This is a genomic window from Fibrobacter sp. (assembly GCA_024398965.1).
Classification (GTDB): domain Bacteria; phylum Fibrobacterota; class Fibrobacteria; order Fibrobacterales; family Fibrobacteraceae; genus Fibrobacter.
In genome coordinates, this window is the sequence record JAKSIF010000005.1 from 71,348 (window position 1) to 93,336 (window position 21,989).

General features: G+C 47.4%; 19 protein-coding genes. 1 reads left to right on the plus strand and 18 read right to left on the minus strand.

The window, feature by feature from the left end; genetic code table 11:
• Positions 1-392: 392 nt before the first annotated feature.
• Genes lspA through MJZ26_03640 form a run of 3 tightly spaced genes read right to left on the minus strand, consistent with a single transcriptional unit; the run spans position 393 to position 2,459 of the window.
• Positions 393-977, minus strand: coding sequence for a signal peptidase II (lspA, locus tag MJZ26_03630; protein ID MCQ2104864.1), 585 nt, complete (start codon positions 975-977; stop codon positions 393-395).
• Positions 977-2,098 (minus strand): squalene/phytoene synthase family protein, encoded by a 1,122-nt coding sequence (locus MJZ26_03635; GenBank protein MCQ2104865.1) that lies wholly within the window; start codon positions 2,096-2,098, stop codon positions 977-979. The genes lspA and MJZ26_03635 overlap by 1 nt, the downstream gene beginning before the upstream one ends.
• On the minus strand, positions 2,091-2,459 hold the full coding sequence (locus MJZ26_03640; protein MCQ2104866.1) for a hypothetical protein: 369 nt from the start codon (positions 2,457-2,459) through the stop codon (positions 2,091-2,093). The genes MJZ26_03635 and MJZ26_03640 overlap by 8 nt, the downstream gene beginning before the upstream one ends.
• Before the next feature lie 459 nt (positions 2,460-2,918).
• On the opposite strand from MJZ26_03640, the gene dnaA reads away from it, so the two are divergent.
• Positions 2,919-4,244, plus strand: a complete 1,326-nt coding sequence (gene dnaA / locus MJZ26_03645) for a chromosomal replication initiator protein DnaA (protein ID MCQ2104867.1) — start codon at positions 2,919-2,921, stop codon at positions 4,242-4,244.
• Positions 4,245-4,640: 396 nt separating this feature from the next.
• Here dnaA and MJZ26_03650 read toward each other — a convergent pair whose 3' ends face one another.
• The 15 genes from MJZ26_03650 to MJZ26_03720 all read right to left on the minus strand — a co-directional run bounded on the left by MJZ26_03650 (position 4,641) and on the right by MJZ26_03720 (position 21,930).
• On the minus strand, positions 4,641-6,317 hold the full coding sequence (locus MJZ26_03650) for a hypothetical protein (GenBank protein ID MCQ2104868.1): 1,677 nt from the start codon (positions 6,315-6,317) through the stop codon (positions 4,641-4,643).
• 5 nt (positions 6,318-6,322) lie between these two features.
• Entirely contained in the window at positions 6,323-7,339 is a 1,017-nt protein-coding gene (gene galE / locus MJZ26_03655) for a UDP-glucose 4-epimerase GalE (protein ID MCQ2104869.1), read from the minus strand.
• Positions 7,340-7,431: 92 nt separating this feature from the next.
• Positions 7,432-9,363, minus strand: a complete 1,932-nt coding sequence (locus MJZ26_03660) for a polysaccharide biosynthesis protein (protein ID MCQ2104870.1) — start codon at positions 9,361-9,363, stop codon at positions 7,432-7,434.
• A gap of 33 nt (positions 9,364-9,396) precedes the next feature.
• Positions 9,397-11,550 (minus strand): polysaccharide biosynthesis tyrosine autokinase, encoded by a 2,154-nt coding sequence (locus MJZ26_03665; GenBank protein ID MCQ2104871.1) that lies wholly within the window; start codon positions 11,548-11,550, stop codon positions 9,397-9,399.
• 97 nt (positions 11,551-11,647) lie between these two features.
• Positions 11,648-13,237 (minus strand): ABC transporter ATP-binding protein/permease, encoded by a 1,590-nt coding sequence (locus MJZ26_03670; GenBank protein ID MCQ2104872.1) that lies wholly within the window; start codon positions 13,235-13,237, stop codon positions 11,648-11,650.
• Positions 13,234-13,503 (minus strand): PqqD family protein, encoded by a 270-nt coding sequence (locus MJZ26_03675; GenBank protein ID MCQ2104873.1) that lies wholly within the window; start codon positions 13,501-13,503, stop codon positions 13,234-13,236. Before MJZ26_03675 ends, MJZ26_03670 begins: the two co-directional genes overlap by 4 nt.
• Positions 13,500-13,976 carry a hypothetical protein gene (locus MJZ26_03680; protein MCQ2104874.1) on the minus strand — a complete coding sequence of 159 codons (477 nt, stop codon included), beginning with the start codon at positions 13,974-13,976 and terminating at the stop codon, positions 13,500-13,502. The genes MJZ26_03675 and MJZ26_03680 overlap by 4 nt, the downstream gene beginning before the upstream one ends.
• Before the next feature lie 3 nt (positions 13,977-13,979).
• Entirely contained in the window at positions 13,980-14,948 is a 969-nt protein-coding gene (locus MJZ26_03685) for a hypothetical protein (protein ID MCQ2104875.1), read from the minus strand.
• Positions 14,949-14,952: 4 nt separating this feature from the next.
• Positions 14,953-15,114: a hypothetical protein gene (locus MJZ26_03690; GenBank protein MCQ2104876.1), complete on the minus strand. Its 162-nt coding sequence runs from the start codon at positions 15,112-15,114 to the stop codon at positions 14,953-14,955.
• A 9-nt stretch (positions 15,115-15,123) separates the two neighbouring features.
• Positions 15,124-16,071 (minus strand): hypothetical protein, encoded by a 948-nt coding sequence (locus tag MJZ26_03695; protein ID MCQ2104877.1) that lies wholly within the window; start codon positions 16,069-16,071, stop codon positions 15,124-15,126.
• Positions 16,072-16,185: 114 nt separating this feature from the next.
• Positions 16,186-17,304: a nucleotidyltransferase family protein gene (locus tag MJZ26_03700; protein ID MCQ2104878.1), complete on the minus strand. Its 1,119-nt coding sequence runs from the start codon at positions 17,302-17,304 to the stop codon at positions 16,186-16,188.
• A gap of 22 nt (positions 17,305-17,326) precedes the next feature.
• A complete protein-coding gene (locus MJZ26_03705; GenBank protein MCQ2104879.1) occupies positions 17,327-18,733 on the minus strand; it encodes a hypothetical protein in 1,407 nt (468 codons plus the stop codon).
• Between the two features lie 10 nt (positions 18,734-18,743).
• A complete protein-coding gene (locus tag MJZ26_03710) occupies positions 18,744-19,958 on the minus strand; it encodes an oligosaccharide repeat unit polymerase (GenBank protein MCQ2104880.1) in 1,215 nt (404 codons plus the stop codon).
• The gene (locus tag MJZ26_03715) at positions 19,955-20,905 is read right to left on the minus strand and encodes a hypothetical protein (GenBank protein MCQ2104881.1); all 951 of its coding nucleotides are present in this window, start codon (positions 20,903-20,905) and stop codon (positions 19,955-19,957) included. The genes MJZ26_03710 and MJZ26_03715 overlap by 4 nt, the downstream gene beginning before the upstream one ends.
• A complete protein-coding gene (locus MJZ26_03720) occupies positions 20,872-21,930 on the minus strand; it encodes a glycosyltransferase family 1 protein (protein MCQ2104882.1) in 1,059 nt (352 codons plus the stop codon). The genes MJZ26_03715 and MJZ26_03720 overlap by 34 nt, the downstream gene beginning before the upstream one ends.
• Positions 21,931-21,989 lie beyond the last annotated feature (59 nt).

Below are 21,989 nucleotides of genomic sequence, written 5' to 3' on the forward strand. Positions count from 1 at the left end.
TAGGACTATTTTGGGGAGAATGTTCAATTAGTCCTAGTAAAATTGCGGTTTACGACGCTGCCATAGGACTAATTTTTCCCACAACACCTTTTAGTACTAGCATTTCGCATAAATCGCCCCTCAAAGGAGCTTTTTCATAGGACTAAATCTCACGCCCCCGCGCTCTAGTCCTAAGCCCCAGCGAAAAAAAGCGCAAAACGTAGGACTAATTACAAACACCGCAAACATTAGTCCTAGCGCATCCGTAGCACAAGTAAAAAAAATAGGACTAATAACCGACACTTCGATTATTAGTCCTAAAATGTTTATCAAACGACTGCAGACGAATTTTAAACGAACATCAAACGTGCATCAGATCGTCAAACATCCTTTTAACAACGTTTGGGCAGCAGCTATTCAGCCTTACCTACCTCAGCTTTCGCTTCCTTCTCAGCCTTTTCCTCTTCCTTGATCTGCTTATGCAGTTTCTTCAAGATCACAGGAGAAAGTATCACCAGGGCAACGCCTACAGTCACAAAGGAATCCGCCACATTGAAGGTGGGGAAACGAGTCATAATAAAGTCAGGGAAATCGCAGTCGATAAAGTCTACAACCATCTGCAGGCGCATGCGGTCGATGAAGTTGCCTACGGCACCGCCCATAATCATGACAACGCCCATACGGCTCAAGTAGTCGCGCTTATCAATACTCCTGTAGAACCAAACAAGCACAACAGAGGCAACGATGGACAAAAGCAGGAAAAAGAGCCAAGGCGGCAAGAAGGGCATCAGGTCCTGAGGGCGACTGCTGAAGGCGGCACCCTTGTTGAACACCAGCTGAAAGCGGGCCAGTTCTCCAATCACATTGATGACCTCGTGATTGGGCGCGCCCGTTTCGTTGGTAAAACGAGCCAAGGCCCACAGCTTTGTGAGCTGGTCAGACACAATGCTGAAAATAATGATGGCGATATGGAATGGCAATTTGTTATAAAATTTCATTAGGAACGAACCTCACCAAACTTCTTATCGATCCACTTGTCGCTGTAGAAATGCTTCATGGTGGACTTCACAATTTCCTTCACCGTGTCGCGGGTAATTTTCACCTTCTTGTCGCTGGCGAAGATCGACGAACCGTCGCCAATAAGCTTCATGTTCTCCGCGGCCATGAACAGCGGCCACAGGCAGAACAGTCGGGTGCGCATCTTGACGTTGGGAATCAACTTGGTGTAGGCGATGGCGTCTTCTAGATGTTTCCACGTCTTCTGAACCAGTTCATTCATCACGGCGGCGCGACGCTTTTCGAAATCAGCGCGTTCGCCCGCGGCGTCAGCTGCAGCCAGGCGTCCGCCATCAAACATATCGTAGCTATGTTCGAATCCGTACCTGCGGCAGATTTCCTCGGGGACGAAGCAGACCCTACGTTCGGAGTCTTCGCGGCAGTCCTTCACGATGTTGGCCACCTGAAGTGCCAGACCGAAGCTTACGTCCAGCTTCTGCATCTGGGCCTTGCGGGCATCCCCAATAAGGCAGGTGTCTGCAGCAAACAAGTGCGTCAGGAGCTTCCCGACGATACCCGCCACATAGTAGCAGTATTCATCCAGCTCCGCCACGCTTTCAAGCGTAAACCATCCGGAACTGAGGGCGGCCTCCTGGCGCTTGGCAAACTTCGCCATGCCGCCGCACATCTCGATCGTCACATCACGAACAGGAGCCGCATACACCTCCGGCAGTTCCTTCAACAGCGGGACCACCGCATGAGTATGCAAGCACAAGTCAAAGTAGGGCTCAGTCCCGCGGGCCCGCCATCCAGCAGGCAGCGCTTCCTCGAAAGCGCTAACGTCCTCCTCGCGCAGTTCCGCCGTCCTAAAAATCTTCGCAAACTTGTCCAGCAGAACTTCCTTCTCCGACGCAGTCATGTCCGGATCGTCTTCCACCGTATCCGCAATGCGCAGATACAGGTAGGCAAGCAGAATGCTCTTGTGCAACTTGCCCTTGAGAACATTGATGTTCAGGGCGAACGTGCGGGAAACCTGCAGCAAAATCTCTTCGGCGTAATTCCATGCCTTCTTTCCAGTCAGCACAGACTCGCCCATCCCAACCTGATCCAAAATATTAGCCATACATGGTCTCCGCATAAACGTCGCGAGGGATCTTCTTGGTCCTGGCCATGGCATTCACATACTTCCACAAACGGCCGTGGGCCTCGGCATTTTTCAGCTTCTTGGTAAAGCTCCAGATAGTCTGGTTATGCACATCCATCTCATTTCTGAAATTACCCTTGATTTCGGTCTTGTAACGGACCTTACGGTACTCCAAGAAATAAGCGGACTGGAACAAATCTCCGATTTTCTTGTTGGCCACCTTGCACATGACCACGCCCACAATCAAAAACACGGGGCAAACCGCCAAACCCAGGTACCATTCCTCCGTGGTCCAGCGATAAACCACCCAAATGGCGGGAACTGCAGAGAAAATTGCCATGACCAGGGTAAAAAACACGTCAAAAAAGACGATTTGGCCCCCAAACTTGGGAACGAAAGCCCATTTTTTACCCTTTCTCATCTGTTTCTTGAGATAAGTGGGGTAAGAAACCCTATAAAACCAGAAAAAAAGGCCCACCCAAAAAAGCACGGGCGTCCAAAACCAATAGTCCATAGTAGGCAGAATATCCATAACATACCAAATTTAGGAAAATCCAGGCGCACCATCTTATCAACAATCCCCAAAGCGGGGCAAATTGCCCTTTTTAGACCAAAAACACCAATTTTCAACAAACTCGCTTTTGCAACCCGTTGAATATCAAATAGTTACGAACAATGTAAACTTTTATTTTACACAATCTTTTGCACCTTTTGGGCAAAACTTATCAACAGTCTCTCGTAAATTTGTTACATTTGATAACCTAATTGTTGATAGATTTTAGACGGCAAAGGAATCAAGATGCAAGTTGAATGGGAAAGATGTTTGAACTACCTCCGCGGAATGCTCTCCGACACGGTTTACAAGACCTATTTCGCTCAGACCAAGTTGACAAACCTTACAACAGGTCACGCCATCGTTACCATTCCCGCCGGCCTAGACACCGCTGTCTACTCCGCCTATAAGGAACTGATTCGCCTCGGCTGGAAAGAAGCCACCCACGACGAATCCCCCATCGAGTTCGAGTTCCAGCAGCAGGAATCTATCCCGCAGCCCATGGTGAATTCCCAGAACACCTTCAAGGACTTTATCAAGCCCAGCGTTCCCCTGTCCGGCAGTTTCCGCTTCGAGAACTTCGTGCCCGGCGACAAGGCCCAGCTGGCATTCAACGCAGCCCTCGCTGTAGCCCGCAATCCCGACGGCACCCAGTACAACCCGCTGTTCATCTACGGTTCCAGCGGCTTGGGCAAGACCCACCTGCTGCAGGCCATCGGTAACTACATCCTGGAAGAAGACCCCGCCAAGCGCGTGTGCTACCTGACTTCCGAAGACTTTTCCCAGCAGTACATGAAGTGCCTGCGTGAACAGCGCATCACCGAAATGTCCGACTTCTACCGTAACGAAGTAGACATCCTGCTGATCGACGATATCCAGAACTGGACCGGCAAGTACGAAACCCAGAACGAATTCTTCCTGATTTTCAACGCACTGCACCAGGCCGGCAAGCAGATCGTGCTTACCTCCGACGCACCCGCCGCCGAAGTCAAGAACCTTTCCGACCGCTTGGTGAGCCGTTTCGCATGGGGCCTTACGGTAGACATCCAGCCGCCCGACGTAGAAACCCGCGAAGCTATTCTCCACAAGAAGGCCGAAGAACGTCACCTTGAAATCAGTGACGAAGTTCTGCATTATCTTGCCGAAAGCATCGCAAGTAACGTCCGTTGCCTGGAAAGCGCCATCATCAAGCTCACGCTTCAGTCCAGCTTGCTGAACCACGATATCGACATGAGCATTGCACAGAAGGTTGTGGCCGAAATCGCCCCGACGCTCCGCCGCCGCGTAAGCCTCGACGCAGTGCTCCATACCGTCTCCAAGCACTACGAAGTGCCCGAAGCAAAGCTTATCGAATCCGGACGCGGTACCAAGGAAATTTCCAAGGCACGCCAGGTCGCCATGTTCCTGATGCGCGAATGCTCCCCCATCAGCCTCCAGAGCATCGGCTCCCGCTTCGGCGGTAAGGACCACTCTACCGTAGTTCACGCCATCAAGAGCGTGAAGAAGGAAATGGAAACCGACCCCAGCTTCGCCCGCTTAATCGAAAGCCTTAAGAACAGCATTCATGATTAAATCTTTTTGACGAGCCCGTTTGATGCGGCCGTTATGCCAATTTTAGGACTAAAAGGATGATGTACGCCTTTTAGTCCTACTTTTTTATACAAAGTAACGCGTTTTTGGGGTGTTTTCTGGGGAAAATTAGGACTAATCTTCGGGGTGGTGGTTTTTAGTCCTAGATTTTTCAGACAAAGTAACAAAAATTGCTGTAAATTTCTTAAAAATCTAGGACTAATCTGCGTGGGCACAACTTTTAGTCCTACACACAGCGAATACAACAGCCCAAAATTACCCGGTGGGTACAAAAAATAGGACTAAACCCGTCGTTGCGAGGTTTTAGTCCTAACTTGAGCCAATTTCGCGTTTATTCTGAGCGACCAACCAGCCTATTAAGCGGCTAACCGACCGAGCCTACTTTTTCTTTTTGCTTTTCTTGTCGGCTTTGGCCTTACCTTTAGCCTTGGCTGATTTTTCCGAGCCAGCCTTAGGGGCGGCGGTATTGTCTGCGGAGGCGGCATTATCTGCAGTGGCGCTATTGCCTGCAGCGGCGGCATTGCCAACAGCTGCACCATCTCCGGCAGCCTTGGCAGAATCTGCTGCAACAGCAGCCTTCTCGGCGGCAACAGCCTCTTCCTCGGCCTTGGCGGCGGTCTCCTCGGCGCGCTTCAGATCTTGCTGGGCAACAGCAAGAATTTCCTGAGCCTTCTTGACTTCGGCCTTAGCCTTCTCGGACTTTTCGCGGGCAACACGCGCAATCTCGTGGGGGTCGCGGGCAATGGAATCCAGCACCGGGTCGGGGCAGTTCATATCAAGGCCGCCCTTGCTGCCGTTATAGCATTCCATCTTACCCTGGAATACGCCCATCTTGTAGGCGCCCCACTGGCGCTTCTTGACTCGTTCCGTATAGCAGAGAGTTGCGCCGGGCATCCAGTCGTAGCAGGTATCCTGAACAGACCAGAAGGTCACCACGCCGTTAGGCAGGCCCTCGTGGAACACGCCACCGAACTCGCCGAAGTCCACAAAGCCTTCAAGCTTGCCGGCAGCAAAAGTCAGGTTCACATTCTTCTTCTTGAACGGGTTGTGAATCACGGTACGGCCGTGGAGACCGCCGCGCTTTACAGAGAACTCGGCCATCAAGAAGCCCTTGTCGCTGAACATCTTGACGTTACCATCCACATAACCCTGCTTGTAAGGCACTTCGAGATGCTTAAAGTAGTACGTGGAATTATTAACTCCATCATAAACACTGGACTTGTAGAAAGTCGAAACACCTTCGCGCATACCGTTCTTATAGTTAGATGTCCACAGCACCTGGCCCCACTTCTTGTCTTGGCGGGTCGGGTACGTGGGGTCGTTCATGTAGCCGATTTCCTCGCCGCTCAGCAAGCCCTGTGCGTCCACATGTCGCACGTTCTCCTTGTAGCCGTTAAAAGCAAAGCCCGTCAGCTCGCCACCGTCGAGGCAGCGCACGTCGCTATAGTCCGTAAAGCGGCCCATGGCCTCGGGAATCAGCTTCTTCGGCAGGCCCGAAACGCTGAACACGCCAGAACTATTACGTTCCCCCGCCGGATCCGCATCCGGGCGGCCGTGCACGTTCAAGAAGCAAGTGATATCGCGGGCGCGATCCGCACGCTTGTTAAAGTATTCGCCAAAGGGAGTCATCTCCCAGCCTTCGTCAAAGCCAAGAGGTACAACGCCGGCCATAGGGTGGCCGTCTACAAAGTCAGACAAGGCAAAGCTGGTCTGCCGCACATTGTCCATGCACTGCTGCAGGGCGTTTCCGTTATCGCAGGAACCGTCGGCGCAAGAAATCAGGCGGGGCTTGGGCAGTTCGTACACGCGGGTAATCTGCTTGGGCTCGTCGTTACCGCGCCAGCCAAAGCCGCCCTTCTCGCGAACCTTGAAACATCCACAAACAGCATCGCTGTCGATCTTGGCCCCAATGCGGGCACGTTCCGCAGGCACAATGCTTGCAGCCTTCTCAAGCCAGCAGTCAAAGTACTCGAAATGGTTCACATCCTGGGCCATGGCCTGGCCGCCCAACACGGCGCCAAAAACCAGCACAGCAAGACTCTTTGCAAACTTCATAAAACCTATCCCTCGTAACCCTTGGGGTTGTTCTTCTGCCAGTTCCAGGAATCGCGGCACATCTCCTCGATACCGTACTTGGCTTCCCAGCCCAGCTCGGCCTTGGCCTTGGCAGGGTCGCAATAGCAGGTAGCAATGTCACCCGGGCGGCGGGGCTTAATGCTGTAGGGCACCTTTACGCCGTTCACCTTCTCGAAGGCATGCACAACGTCGAGCACGCTATAACCGTGGCCCGTACCCAGGTTGTACACGGCAAGGCCGCACTTACGCTCGATAGCCTGCAGCGCGCACACGTGGCCGGCAGCCAAGTCGCACACATGAATATAGTCGCGAACGCCCGTTCCATCGGGAGTATCGTAGTCGTTGCCGAACACGCCCAGCTCCTTGCGCATGCCCACCGCAGTCTGGGTAATGTAGGGCATCAGGTTGTTGGGAATGCCGTTGGGATTTTCGCCAATGCGGCCGCTCTGGTGAGCACCGATGGGGTTAAAGTAGCGCAGCAGCACCACGTTCCATTCCGGGTCGGCCTTCTGCACATCGCTCAACACCTCTTCAAGCATAGACTTGGTCTTGCCGTAAGGATTGGTGCACTCGCCCTTGGGGCAAGCCTCGGTAATGGGAATCACAGCCGGATTGCCGTACACCGTTGCAGAAGAAGAGAAAATAATGTTCTTGCAGCCGTTCTTGCGCATGGTATCCACCAGCACGAAGGTGGCGTTCATGTTGTTCTCGTAGTATTCCAGGGGCTTTGCAACAGACTCGCCCACAGCCTTGAGACCAGCAAAGTGAATGCAGGCGTCGATCTTGTATTGCTTAAACACCTTGTCCATGGCCTCGGCGTCGCGCACGTCGGCCTTTACAAAAGGAACCGGCTTGCCGATAATCTCGGAAACACGGCGGAGAGATTCCTGGCTGGAGTTCACCAAGTTGTCCACCACCACAACGGAATGGCCGGCCTTGTCCAGCTCAATGATCGTATGGCTACCAATGTAGCCCGCACCACCGCACAAAAGAATCTGCATAATAAAAATCCTTATATTAATCGCTTCTAAATCTAAATAAAAAAAAAGAAGCCCATCTTTATGAGCTTCTCTCTTATAGGCAGAAAAACCTATTATCCAATAACTTTTTTGTTGAAAGCCTCTGGAGTCGTAAATGTCGGCACAATTTTACGTAAAGCGGCAATGGCAACCTCATCCTTATTTTCATTAGCCGCATTTTTCAATTCCCAAAGCTGATTTATAAAATCAGAGTGAATTTCAATCTGCTTTCCAATGAAAATTAGCTTATTTTTTGTTTTCTCCAAGCCTTCCTCGTTCATCAGAAGTTCTTCCTTGATTTTTTCACCAGGACGAAGACCCGTAAACTTGATTTCTACATCCTTGTAAGGAACCTTACCGTACATACGAATCAAGTTTTCTGCCAGGGTGACAATCTTTACAGGCTGTCCCATATCAAGAACAAAAATTTCACCGCCCTTGGCAAGACTTGCGGCCTCCAGAACCAAGCTCACAGCCTCAGGAATAGTCATAAAATAACGGATGATATCCGGATGAGTCACAGTAACAGGCTTTCCCTGCTCAATCTGACGTTTGAACAAAGGAATCACAGAGCCATTACTGCCAAGAACATTTCCAAAGCGTGTCGTCACAAATTCAGTAGAGCTCCCCTCCTGCTGGGCAAGATACTGAACAATCATTTCACAGCAACGCTTACTTGCCCCCATCACGTTAGTGGGGTTCACCGCTTTATCGGTACTAATCATTACAAACTTGCCCACATTATGCTGCAAGGCAAGAGTTGCCATGTTAAACGTGCCAATTACGTTGTTCTTAATAGCCTCCATAGGGTTGTTTTCCATCAAGGGTACGTGCTTATGAGCAGCAGCATGGAAAACAACATCCGGAGTATGCTTCTTGAAAATTTCATTCATTCGGAAGTAGTCACGAACACTGGCAATCACTGTAACCAAATCCAGCCTAGAGCCATACTCCATCACCAATTCCTGCTGAATTTCATAGGCATTATTCTCGTAAATGTCTACAATAATGACCTGCTTCGGATTGTACTTTGCAATCTGGCGCACAAGTTCACTACCAATACTGCCACCACCACCCGATACCATGCAAACCTTGCCCTGGATAAAATTACGGATATCTGCATTATTGAACTTGATAGCCTCTCGTCCAAGCAGATCCTCGACTTTAATATCTCTAATCTGGTTAACGAAATTAGTAGAGCCATCGCCAATACCCGATGCGTCAAGAAGGCTGCCCACAAAGGGCAACACCTTAACCGGCAAGCCGGTCTTGCCACAAATGTCGAGAATGGCACGGCGGTCTGCCGGGGGGCAGCTGGGAATGGCAAACACAATCTGCTCGATACGTTCGTGCTTGGCGATTTCGGGAATGCGGCTGGTACCACCGGCCACCACCACATCGTGCATAAAGGTTCCCAGCTTCTGGCGATCGTCATCCACAATGCAAACCGGGTAAATCTTGCTGGCCAAGGAATCCTCGTTGTGGCCATCCCTAGTACGGCTGTTGCGGATTTCGCGAAGCAAAATATCGCATGCGGAGCCAGCGCCAACAATCAAGGTACGCTTGACCTCGGCTTCCTTGTGACCCGTTTCTACCAAGGTCACAAAAGTGTCCTTGAACAGCACGCGGAAAAGGCAAATGCCCGCAGAGGCTATGATAGCGTGCAGGATAGCAAATTCCCAGAACAGGTCTCCACGAATAATAAAGATAAGGAACGCAGCAACGGCAATACCCGCTACTGTACCGTAAGCACAAATCAGGTAATCCTTTTTGCCAAAGTAACGCCACAGCTTGTTGTAGGCGCCAAAGAACAGCAAGGTACTGAAGCAGCAGAATATGCTAACCAAAAAGACAATCAGCAAGTCGCCACGGCCAATGCGGTCAGCAAACAACGGCAGCGGAAAGTTCGAGATCAAACCGGATACACCCACGATAAAGGCATCGGTCAAGGCCAACACCCTTTTGCGCATCCTAAAACTGCTAAACAATTCCTTCAGTTTGTTCATACCAAACATTCCCTACAACAAACAACTACAGAATTATCGACGGCGCTTGTAGTAGCCGTACTGGCCATAGTAACCGTATTCGCGGTAAGAACCTTCGCGTTCGCAGTGGTTCATTACAAAGGCCTTGGGAGCTTCGCTCAAACGGTCGATCTTGTTCAGGGCTTCCTTCACCTGGTCCATGGAATGGCGGCCATAGTGGAGCACATACAGAGCAAAGTCCACCAAGGGCAGAATCAGTTCTGTATCGGCAACAAGGCTAATGGGCGGAGTATCCACCACAACAACGTCGAACTTGGACTTGGCTTCTTCAAGAAGATTGCCAAAGGTATCGCCATGGAGCAAGTCGGTAGGAGCCTGTTTGGCATGGCCTGCACCGATTACGTAAAGCCCCTGCATTTCGGATTCGGCAATAGCCTCGTCAAGAGTGTACATGCCAGCAAGGGTCTCGGCCAAGCCGTGAGAGTTCTTGCTGTGAACCACGCCACGACGCATGTCGGCATCGATCAAGAGCACCTTCTTGCCGGAATTTGCAAAGAGGGCAGCAAGGTTCTTGGAGATAAAGGACTTACCTACCCCAGCCACAAGGCCCGCCACCATGATAACAGGCTTTTCGGAGTTCAGGGAGAATTCCACTGCGGTGAACAAGCTGCGCAGGGCTTCACTGGCGGCATCTTCGGGTGAATGAACCACCAGAGGGAGTTCTCGCATACGGCGGCGGCGCTTAAGAGCCTTGTTTCCGGATTCAGGAATCTTGGCGTAAACGCTAACGCAGGTTTCGCGTTCCACTTCAAGGGGATTGCGCACACCGTTCTTGAGCATGCGGATCAGGAACACCAGCAGCACACCCACCATCAAGGAGGCAGCAACGGAGCAAATCAAAATGTTAGCCTTCTTGGGCTTGGTCTGTACAGGGTCTTCAACAGCGTAGTCAACCACACGCACGGTACCCACTTCACCGGCACGAACCACCTGCAGCTGCTGGATGTTGTTCAGCATGGAGGTGTAAAGTGCATTGTTCACAGCCACTTCTTCCTGCAGGCTCAAAATTTCCTGCTGGGTCAAAGGCATCTTTGCGGCAGAAGACTTCAACTTGGCCAATTCACCGCGAACCTTGTTCTGCTGCTTTACGATGGTCTGAACAGAAGGATGTTCATTCTTGAAAAGTCGGGTGGCTTCCTGGCGGCGCTGTTCCAAGGCCAGCAACTGCATATTCAGGTTCTGTTCCTTTTCGAGATGAGCCCTAGTTTCGCCGGACATGTCCACGGAACCAACGCTGTGGCGGTAATCAGCCAATTTCTTTTCGGCGGAATCAAGCTTTGCCTTAATACCGGGGAGCTGAGCTTCGAGGAATCCCAGTGTCTTTTCTGCTTCGGCACTGCGCATTTCGATGTTCTGACGCAAATACACATTAGCCACGGTATTCAAGATAGAGGAAGCACGGTCCGGATAGCGGTGAGAGAAGTTGATGCCAATAACACCGGTCTGCTTGCCCTGTTCGGCAACCTTAAGAGACCTAGCCAAGGCTCGAGCAGCCTTCAACGGAGATGTAGAAGAAAGAGCGAACTTCTGGCCGGGCTTGCCCTTAATCTTATTTACCAGGATACTTACAGAATCACCCTCGTAAACGGCAAAGGCCTCGACGCCCACCTCGCCACTCAGGATTTTCTTACCATCGGGGCTGAACATGTCGTAGGTATTTTCATCGGTAATTGTTGCAGTCCAGCCACCACGGTTTTCCACGGGCAGAGTCAGCCCACCAAGGTCCATACGGCCTTCGCGGTGGGTAATACGTTCCATAAAACCAATGGGAGTTGCGTTATAGCAAAGGGCTTCGGCATCTACCACGTAGCTAAGCACCTTTCGGCTCTTGATCACCGGGATTTCGGCATCGGCAGGGCTAGCCATTTCGAGAAGCATACCCATCTCGCCCATGGCGCGGCCGGCCTTGTTACCCTTAACATCCAACTTGAGCAAGGCATCGCTGCTGTACTGGGGGCGAATCCAGTTGCCCATGAAAACGCCAATGCCTGCACCAATCAGTGCAAAAAACAGCAGAAGAAAACGACGCTTCCACAGAATGGCAATTGCATCGATAAGGGTGATTGTATCGGCAGGCTTTACACCCTGCAAGGCGGCAAGGTTGATTGTAGCTGCGGCGGGAGCGGTGTTTTGATTGTTTTCTTTCATCTAAAAATCGTATTCTAAAATTTACAATTAAAAGATAGAATATTGTAAGTTTTTTACATACAAAAAAAAGCCCCAAAAGGGCAATTCTTTGGCTTTTTCACGCCAAAATGAGACGTTCGTCACACTGTTCACCCACCACGGAACGGTGGGTTATCAAGATAAAGGTCTTGTGGGGGAACTCCGCAAAAAGGCGGCGGTAAAGTTCAGCCTCGGTGGATTCGTCCAGCGCGGAGCTGATTTCATCCAGGAGCATCACGGAACCCTCGCGCAAAAGGCCGCGGGCAATGGCGATTCTCTGGGCCTGACCTTCGCTCAAGCCAAGGCCACGCTCGCCCAGTTCCGTATCAAGGCCCTGGGGCAAATCCATCACAAAGTCTGCACAGGCCGTATGGATGGCACGTTCCAGCTCGGCATCGGTTGCCTCGGGCTTTGCAATCAACAAGTTGCTGCGAATGGTTCCGCTCATCAGGGAATTTCCCTGAGGAACCAGCACAAGATTTAATTTATCTGCAACAACGTTGCCAGATTCAGGCTGGGCAAAGCCGAGAATCAAGCGGAACAAAGTAGTCTTTCCAATGCCGGTCTCCCCCATAATCGCAGTCTTGCTGCCCGGTTTAAACTCGTGGGAGAAATTCTCAAGGATTTTTCGATCGGAATGGGGATACTTAAAGGTAACGTCGGAAAAGCGGACCAGCCCGGGCTGCGCGAGTTGGGATTGCTCGGGGTGAAGCGCGGATTGGGACTGCGCGCCCAGTTCCTCCAGTCGGTCGATGCTGGCGGTTGCATGGATAAAGTCGGGCGCCATGTTCAGCATACTGAAAATAGGCTGCTGAATCTGGCCAACCAACTGCAAGAAACTGGTCATAACACCGAAGGTAATCGCCCCGCTCCTAAGGCCCAGACCGCCCCAGATAAAGGCAAGAATGTAGCCCAGTCCAAAAACGGAGCCCAGCAGGAATCGGGTCAAGGTCGTAAAACGGGCGCGACGCAAAACGTTGCCCTGCAGCCCGCGCTGCAAGCTGTTCAGGGTGCCGCTCATCCAGGATTCACTATCCAGGGAACGAAGGACCTCGTTGTGCTCCACTGACTCCTGCACATGCACCTGAACGCGGCTTTCGTCCTTACGAATCTGGAGCGTCATGTTCTTGAGCCTGTGGGCGATAAGCTTACCCAACACCATTACCGCCGGCGAAAGCAGCAGCAACAACCAGGCAAGGCGCGGGTCGAACCAGCGCATCATCAAGAACGCACCCACCAGCTGGATCATGGTTACCATCATCTGGGGAATGTCGGAGGTAGCCACATCGCTTACAGTCTCGATGTCCTTGAACAACCTGGATGTAACGTCGCCGGAATGAAGACGTTCGTCGCCATAGAGGTTTGTCTTGAAAAGTTTTCTGTAGATTTCCAGGCGAAGCTCGTTGGTCTTGCGGACAGAGGCCGACACAATAAGGTAAAAGCCCGCCTGTCTAAAGATTACGCCGCCAACAACAGCAAGCACAAGCAGTGCAATATTCTTAACGATATCTTCGCTGGATCCGGTATGTATGGTAACGTCGATGAATTCCTTGCTTAGCCACACCACGGACAGCCCAAGGGCTACCTGGGCTATGCCCACCAGGACGCGCAAGGCAATGCTTGCCCGCGCACCTGCCGTGTTGCGCCAAAGCCAGGCTACGTACTTCATTCGATAACGTTAACCTTCTGCCATTCGGCAACAATGCCCGCCACGTCGGCCTCGGCCTGTTCCGTAGTCACATTATATTCCTGGCAAAGCGCTGCGGCGAGACTTTGCACTGTAAATTCGCCTGCGGCTTCGGCAGCCTTCCAAAGCCACGCCGCCGTTTCGTTAAGGCAAAGCAAACGCCCAAAGTCCAGCGCCCCAAGGCCCTCGCCCATGATTACCTGTTCGCCACAGACTTCACGCAATACAAATCCGCTCTTGATTTTCATACAAGCTTTACCTTTTCTAAGACTCTATAAAACAAAAGTAACCATTTTCTGACAGGCTGCAGGCGGCCCCATAGCCGGGCAGCAGCGCATCGAGGGCCCGAATAGAGATCGTGACGACGGCCCTTGGCATCTACCACATGGGTTGCCACGGCCTTGATTCCGGCAATGTCGCAGTACTCGCGGCCAGCAAGGTTGCCATCGCCCATAAGGGTCACGCGATCGCCATCAACTGCTACTACACGATGAACAACGTAATGATTTTTTCGGCCAGCCCAACCCACGCCATCGGCGGAATCGGCAAGGGCAAGCACAACCTGCCCCACCCAGACTTTTTCGGGCTTTTGGAGTACAACACTTTCGCGACTGCCGATAATGAAAGGCAACATGCTACGGCCCCTCACAGGGAACGTAACCGAAACGCCCTCACCCACCAGGCGGACAGCCTCCTCGATGATGGTAATATCGCCAACCATTTTCTAATCTCTTTGCGAACCGCCGTTTTCTGCCGAGGCAGGTACATTGGCAATTTTGGAGGCAGGAACGTCGCCGGCAATGGTCCTATTACAAAGTTCCGCGGCAGCCTGGTCAGGAAGACACTTCAAATAAAACGCAGGAACATTCTGGGCTAAGGCATTTTCAGTTTTGTGTAGACCATCAGCAATAGCCTTGTCCCAACGCTTGCCCGAAATGCTGGGCACCAGAACCGCATAAGCCATAAGCCCGTTCAAACGAGAAATCTCGTTTGCCGGGGCCTGTTCCAACTGGACCACAGCCCCCAACGGCATTTGCAGATTCTTGTAGCACGGGGTCTTGCCGCTCCACGGGGAACCGTAAATCACGGCACCGTCTTCATACAGGCGCACAACCGGATTGTCGTCGTTCACCAGCTCCGTACCAGCAATATGCTTGAGCCACAGGCGGGCATGAGTACTCTTGCCCGTACCGCTCTTGCCAAGGAACATATAGCCCTTGCCCTGGTAGCTTACCACAGCACCATGGAACAGAGCCGTATTCTTATTTGCGGTCGCAAGCGCGAACATGATCATGAGGGCATTGTCCAGGGCGAACTTCGGCGAGTCGTCGTTTACATACAACGTTCCACAAGAATAACTGTTGGTACAAACCAGCACACCGGCAGAAACCCTACCGTGGAAGAACTCAAAGACAGAATCGCCATTGGCGGTATGACCGCAGACAATCTCCTGGCCCTCATCGTCCTGGGTAATCTCTACATCAAAATCCCGCGGCGGCTCTCCATCGCAAATTTCAAGAGAGAACACCAACGCAGGCTTTTCCGATTCAGCCGCGGACTGCCCCGCCGGCTGCCCCGCAGACACGAAAAAGGGCGCATAGTTGTCCATGAGCCCTTTAAAAATTTCAGCCTGGGCACCTTTCTGCACACAAACAGAAAAGCAATGCCCGGCAACTTTGTAAATAGATTCCACTAGACTAAGCCTGGCGGTTCTTGTCCTGACGGTTAAAGAAACCGAATTCGTCATCGTATTCGGTAGCATCGGGACAGTCAGAGAAACCAGAGCAAGACAGCAAACTCATCTGGGACTTCATGTCCAGGATGTTCATCTTCGGAGCTTTATATTCTTTCTTAATCATATTCAACTCCTACTTGACAATGACCTTCTGGCCCATGTGATAGTAAGTACCCTTAACAGTCGGCTTATGGTCGAGCATACGACCCTTAAGGTCGAACCAACGGTCCTGCATGGTTACAGCACCAGTGGAGGTATTCATGCGGCCAATAGCCATGGGCTTGCCTTCTTCATTCAGGAATTCGACATCGATAGAAGACGGAAGTTCTTCAATAGAGGCAATTTCGTTGGAAGCCAGGGCGGTACGCTTAGCACCGGCAGTGGCGTTCTTGTTGTAGTACAGGTAAGCACGAAGGGGCTTGATAGAAGCACCGGCCTTACCCTTTACGAACTGACCTTCGGTAACGTTGATGTCGGGCCTGTTCTTGCCGGCAAAGCCAAAGATGCAGCCCAGGTCGGGATCACCTTCAGCCCACTTCTTGTATTCGTAGGTTCCGTGGAATTCCCAATTGCCGAAAGCAACCTTCTTGATACCCTCGGAAGTATTGAAGGTAACCTGCTTGCTGCTGCACTGGGAATCGTTCTTCTTAAGAACCAGTTTTTCATCATGGGGGACCATGATGTAGGGTGTATTGGCTTCGAGAGGGTCCACGTTCTGCTGAGCGTAAGCCTTCCACGGACCGCCGTCCCAATCCTTTTTAATATCGACAACTCTAAAAAGCTGGAAACCAGAGAAGCAGCCAAAGGGAGAGGTAAAGGGGACTACAATGGTCTGGATTGCCTGACCGGCGGCATTATGATCTTCGGGAACGTAACCAGGAGCGCCCTTACGAACGTAGACGACCTCGTCTACAACAACATCTTCGGGAATATCGATAGTCTCGGTGGATTCGCCATCAATCGTGGCAACAACCTTGCCATCAACTTCTTCAATGGAAATACCACCATACTGGGTAGCAGCCTGAGCACCCACAAATCCGGCAATACCGGCAAACAATGTAGCTTTAAGAGCGTTATTCATGATAATATAACCTACATCTTAAAAAAACTTGTCACAAATTTAAAAATTTACAAAGAACTTGCAAGTAACATACGTCACAAAAATCACTCAAAAATCAGATTTTTGGGCAAATTTTCACATTTTCTCCATGTCATCAGCCATCTTAAGGCGTTTTGGAATGTAAAAAACAAAGCCTACAACCATGAAAAAAAGCTGCCACGCAACTTCTACAAAATCAAAGGAGAGCATTTTCAAGAGGCGAACCTTGTTACGCAACCACCAAACAAAGACAGACCGGCCTCTCCTATCGAAATGACGTTCAAAGTCGCCCGAAGCAAACGCCTCGTCTAAAAGAGCGCGGCCACGACGTTCATCCGGAGGGCACACAAAATATTCCGGTTCCAAGCCCAACATTTCATGAAGAGCCCACATCAGGGCCCCTGCGGTATGTTTCAAGCCCAAGTCGGCAAGATGGTTACCAAATTCAGAACGTTCAGCCTTTGTAGACGACTTAAGCAAAAAGAAATAGTCCACAAGCTGCCGCAAGCCTATTCCCAAGGTTAGAAAATGCCTTTGAATGTGGGAAAGCTGCATCGCCATAGCAAACGTCATTGTCGGAACATTAAAGCGCCCTTCTTTTAAGGTCGTTTCGCAAGAAGGAACATGCACGAGCTCCCCTTCCAGGAATTTCTGCAACCGCCGATTGGAAAAGGGATTCCTGTTGCCAGAGCAAGCCTTAAAATGAATTTCCACTGGCACCAAGAAGTGTTTGGGCGCAAGCTGTGCATCATGTTCCCCGACCGTCATGCCATCTTGCAGGCCAAGTTTTTTTATCAGTTCAAGAGTTTCTTCTCGGGATCCATCTATCCAGATATCGACATCACTAGACTGCCTAAGTTCTGGGTCAGGATACAGAACACCATTTGCACAACCCTTCAGGATAACGCTGCGGCGCCCCTGCTCCGCAAAAAGCCTTGTCAACTCCGATGAAATTTCAGACATTTTCTTGCCAAGGCCGCGGATACGTTCCGTTTCAAAAGACCATCGAAAGACCAATTCCATTGGCGGCCTTAAATCCGCGGGCAATCGTTCCACCCCGGAATAAAAAATCCCCAGCATCGATTGCTTTACAGCAAAATCAAACAACTCCAGCCATTCAGCCGGGGAAAGTTTATCCTGAACATCTGGGATAAGCTTCAAGCTAAATTGAAGAAAGTTGTTGATTTTTTTATTAATCATGATCGTTTTTTTCAAATTAAATCAAAAAAAAATTAAGCTAAAGCTTCCGACGATTTTTTATTCGACAAATAATATTTTTCAAATAATGCCGATGAACAAAAAGAAAAGTCATGTATACAAGCAAATACAGCAAAAATCCACTAAAGCCGTCAATAAACCATGTTGAACAAACAAAGCAAGCAATCATAAACGATTCTATAATCAAACCTTTTACAAATGACAGTTGCATTTTCTTAGAAAGGAAAAACTCACCCAACGATGTTCGAAACGCAAATATTATCAAAATAGCAAAAACCGCATAAGTCAAATTCTCCAAGAGGAATATGCTCGTCCATGTCAAAACGGCGCTCAACACAAGAGTTAAAAGATTCGTAAAAAAGATCTTTTTTTCCATTCTAAGTGTTTTTAAGTACGTTTCAACAAGCATACTGAGTTTTCCTTCATAAAAGCATATAGGGAACAGTATCGCCATATATTTCAAACAATCGGCATAACTTGGCAACCAGTATGTCAAAAAGACATACAGGGGATAATAGGCAAATAAGATCCCAAACGTGAAAAGCATCAGTCCCACTTTCATTTCACGATAAATTTCCGAATACTTTGATTCATCAATTCTCCGCAAAGTAGGAAGTAAAACCATAGATACAGAACGGATAAACACCATAACAAGATTAGAGATTGTCAAGGTTAGAGATATTTTACCAAAAGTAGACACATCCCATTTACGTTCTATAGACCAACGAACCAGTCCTAAAATAAGTAGACTCGCAATATTTGCAAACATCAGTTTTGATCCAACGCAAATATTTTCATAAACCTCTTTTAAGACCTTCTTTGAAACAGAAATCTTTAGTGAAATTTGATCTCGACATTGAAAGATTCCATAACACATGGAAACAAACTTTCCAAACAAATCCGCAGCTATAACAAGGGCAAAACTATCTAAGCCAACAAACACAATTAGCAACGAACCAAAACCAAAACAAGCTCGTTCAATCATAATCAGGAAAGAATATTCCTTGATTCGATTAGTCGCTTGCAGCACATATTGCAAAAAAGTTTTGGGCATTAAAAAAAGAATGCATAAACCTATTAAGGTAAATACAACCGTTTTCTCTGTCGTGGGGGCAAATTTCAAAGCGCAAATGCAGAATAAGATGCTAAAGGCACTTTCAAAAAGACAGAATATCCCAAACTGGGACTGAAAAAGTTTTTTATCTAACGACTCGTAATAAGCGCCACCATACCGCAGATATATTCCATCAGCCCAACCAAAATGCAGAAAACCAGTATAGTTGATATAAAAAAGGTATAACTGAAAGAAACCGTAATTTTCTACGCCTAAGGCCTTTGGAACAAAAAAGGCAACAAACACAGAAACCAGCAAACAAACAATGTTGGACAGAAACGTGTAAGATATGTTTTTAAGGACAGAAGGCATAATCTAGCAGCTATCTCTCTTTTACTAACAACACAGGACTAGTTAAAGCAAGTACGAAAATAAAACGTTGAAGCCATAATGAAAAACGAGAAAAGAAAATATCATCAAAAAAGAAATAAGCAATGGGAGTCATCATAACCGAAAGCAGAACAACAAAAAAAATTTCTTTTGTTTCTACAACCTTTTTGTACATAAACCCATAAAATATACCCATAACAAAAAATACAAAATACACCCACATCATGCCAAAATCTCGAAAAACCCAACCAACCGCAGTATACACATTCGATTTAGCACCATTCAAATACAGAAACGGAGAAATCGTTTCAACAACTTCAACATCAGGAAACAGCGAAGACAACACCGCGCAAATAAATCTAAATGTGTACTTTCCATAACCAAATTCTTGAATATTATCAAACAAATACAAGAAATTCAAAGTTGGATTGATGAAATAACTAGAAAAAAGATATTGAAGTTTTTCAAAATCACTCAAATGAGCATACGTTGTTGCAAACTTATCAAGCGATGAATATCCCCATATAAAAAACATCAAAACCAACATCACCGTTGAAAATACTAGTATTTTCTTATTAGACACTTCTTTTACAAATACATAGATGTAAACCAATGCTATTAACAGTAAAAACCACCCACCTCTAGAAGAGAATAATAAAATCGACATGGTCGGCGGCAACATAAATAAAATATTGTTGCGATTTTCAGAAGAGGGATTATAGGTAAAAATTCCAACAGATACCATAAAAATTATGGGAATCAGGTTCAAAAAAATCACGGAAATTCCACTTTCAAACAAGTCATTTTCATTCATGCAATAAATCATAGTCTGCCAAATTGAGGCGGAACGCACATTTAATTCGCTCCAACATTTGGCAATAGTTATTGCAGAAAACACATACATTGAAATAATTAGCGGAATCCTTATAATTGGATTCCACGCATATTTCTGACATCTCCAAAAACTTGTAGAAAAACGATTATATGTAAAAAATTTAAACCCAACGAAAAAAGAAACGAAACATATGAAAAACAAACCCATTCGCCAATCATCAGAAAAAGACAACGGCATAAAAATCAAAACAAAAATGTACTGCATAAGCCAAATACCACCAGCCAATACTAATGGACTAGCAAGATTTCTGACTATTTTGAAATCCAAAAAAAGGAACAACAAAATTCCTATTACGCAGGCTAAAGAAATCATTTATCTTCTAAAAAATTTTTAAGCCAGCTTGCAAAATCATATTGTTCAATAAACATATCAGAACTATGATCATAGGGAGATAAGACAAAATCTTTCAAATCTTTCAGTTCTCTTTTTCCTAAAATAAATACATTATTCTCATTGTAAAACGATTCATTCGCGGCGCTTTCATTGTTTGTAATCAATTTTTTTTGTAGAAAAAGGGATTCCATCTGGCGAGCAGTCGCCCCAACTTGTCCAGGACGAACAACTTCAAGCAAAGCTTTACTTTTAACATTTTGTTCAAGTAATTCGTTGTAATCAACCGATTTTGATTTTAAAGATTCAGGAATTCCTTGATGCAGGGGATATACAATTCTGAACAAGCATCTAAGTCCCATCTTTGTAAATTCATTGTACAACGACACCAGTGTTTCGCCTCTACCGGAATCACTACCACAGAAAAAAACGTCTTGTTCTGTTTCTTTTGTATTTTTCACCAATGTTTTAAAGTAATATTGGTGATTAAATTTCATTCCATACTTTAAACAATCATTTGGATCAAACGACCAAAATTCACAATTTCCCTTCACTTTTTTGGGGTTAGTAGAAGAATTAACTATATTCCAATACCACGCAATCACTTTTGCTTTAGGGTTCAGTTTGTTTATATAAAGAGGCAAGTCTAGCGTCATACGAGTCATGTGGACGATAATGACATCACTTTTTTTTGCCAATTCTACCCATTTTTTTGAATACCACACCGATACAAATGGTATATGAAATTGCATCCATAAGCGTCGTATCCCACGCAAAAATTTGTTCACTTTATAAAAAGGAAGATAGGCAGGAACGTCATATTTCGCCCATTCCGATGTGGCAAAATTGCCAATCATATTTTGAGTCAATAGTAAAAAAGTCTTTTCCATACAATTCATTTCAACTTTAGGTAAAAGTTTTGCAACCATTCCGAAGTCGTTTTTATATCATATCCTTCAGTAATTATATTGTCTCGCATATTCATTCGTTCTGAAGTTTCACACGAATCCAACATGCGATCAACCCAAACATCCATAGGAGCCTCTAAAGAAAGATATTCAATAAGATTTGACACCTTAGCCTCTCTAGGAACCCTATCTGAGCAAATCGTTTTCAATCCTGCAGCCTGAGCTTCAACAGCAACAATACCCAAACCTTCAAATAAAGAAGGGAAAATAAACAAGTCCATGGCAGAAAGTATACTTGGGATATCGGACCGAGCCCCCGTAAAACGAACACAACCACTCAGCCCCAAAGAATCAACCTTATTCTTTAGGAAATTTTCAAGTTTTCCTACACCAACAATTATTAGTACAGAATTTGGATATTTTTGGTAAAATTTTGCAAAGACATCAATAACAAAGGATTGATTTTTTTGTTCTGTTAAACGACCTATATTTCCAACTACAAATTCTCCATCCAAAGAGAATTCCTTTCTAATTAAAGCTCTCTTTTCTTCCGAATAGATATATTGTTGAGAATCTATGGCATTTTTCAGTACAGTAAACGACGATTTTCCATAAATCCATTGTCCGGCATCTTCAGAACATGCAAATCGATAATCAGATGTTTTTGACAAGCGATTAATAAACGGTTTACGCAACAAGGTTTTCAACGACAAAATGGGAGATTTTGTCGCATGGGAATGTCCAATACAAACCAAACCGAATTCATGAGCAACATCAAAGAATACGGATGCTATTGTAAAAAGATGCCCATGCACAACTTTGTATTCAGGGTGATCTTTGAAAAAATTTCTCCACCATTTTTTATACTTAAAAATGTTATAAATTTTAAAGTTTGGTGCAGAAAAAATGCGACCACCTAATGAAATAATTTCATCGTCATAAGCACATTTTTCACCCGTATGCTTTACAAAATCAAATTGAATCTTTGACCTATCAACATTCCTATATAGATTCATTATCATGGTTTCAGAGCCACCACGATTCAACGCTCCAAAAACTTGAAGTATTCGTATTGGACTAGTCAAAATTTCATTTCCTCTTTGAC

Excerpts from the sequence above, each read along its gene's own strand:
- lspA (MCQ2104864.1), bottom strand. The coding sequence starts at position 977 with ATGAAATTTTATAACAAATTGCCATTCCATATCGCCATCATTATTTTC.
- MJZ26_03635 (MCQ2104865.1), bottom strand. The coding sequence starts at position 2,098 with ATGGCTAATATTTTGGATCAGGTTGGGATGGGCGAGTCTGTGCTGACT.
- MJZ26_03640 (MCQ2104866.1), bottom strand. The coding sequence starts at position 2,459 with ATGGCAATTTTCTCTGCAGTTCCCGCCATTTGGGTGGTTTATCGCTGG.
- dnaA (MCQ2104867.1), top strand. The coding sequence starts at position 2,919 with ATGCAAGTTGAATGGGAAAGATGTTTGAACTACCTCCGCGGAATGCTC.
- MJZ26_03650 (MCQ2104868.1), bottom strand. The coding sequence starts at position 6,317 with ATGAAGTTTGCAAAGAGTCTTGCTGTGCTGGTTTTTGGCGCCGTGTTG.
- galE (MCQ2104869.1), bottom strand. The coding sequence starts at position 7,339 with ATGCAGATTCTTTTGTGCGGTGGTGCGGGCTACATTGGTAGCCATACG.
- MJZ26_03660 (MCQ2104870.1), bottom strand. The coding sequence starts at position 9,363 with ATGAACAAACTGAAGGAATTGTTTAGCAGTTTTAGGATGCGCAAAAGG.
- MJZ26_03665 (MCQ2104871.1), bottom strand. The coding sequence starts at position 11,550 with ATGAAAGAAAACAATCAAAACACCGCTCCCGCCGCAGCTACAATCAAC.
- MJZ26_03670 (MCQ2104872.1), bottom strand. The coding sequence starts at position 13,237 with ATGAAGTACGTAGCCTGGCTTTGGCGCAACACGGCAGGTGCGCGGGCA.
- MJZ26_03675 (MCQ2104873.1), bottom strand. The coding sequence starts at position 13,503 with ATGAAAATCAAGAGCGGATTTGTATTGCGTGAAGTCTGTGGCGAACAG.
- MJZ26_03680 (MCQ2104874.1), bottom strand. The coding sequence starts at position 13,976 with ATGGTTGGCGATATTACCATCATCGAGGAGGCTGTCCGCCTGGTGGGT.
- MJZ26_03690 (MCQ2104876.1), bottom strand. The coding sequence starts at position 15,114 with ATGATTAAGAAAGAATATAAAGCTCCGAAGATGAACATCCTGGACATG.
- MJZ26_03695 (MCQ2104877.1), bottom strand. The coding sequence starts at position 16,071 with ATGAATAACGCTCTTAAAGCTACATTGTTTGCCGGTATTGCCGGATTT.
- MJZ26_03705 (MCQ2104879.1), bottom strand. The coding sequence starts at position 18,733 with ATGCCTTCTGTCCTTAAAAACATATCTTACACGTTTCTGTCCAACATT.
- MJZ26_03710 (MCQ2104880.1), bottom strand. The coding sequence starts at position 19,958 with ATGATTTCTTTAGCCTGCGTAATAGGAATTTTGTTGTTCCTTTTTTTG.
- MJZ26_03715 (MCQ2104881.1), bottom strand. The coding sequence starts at position 20,905 with ATGGTTGCAAAACTTTTACCTAAAGTTGAAATGAATTGTATGGAAAAG.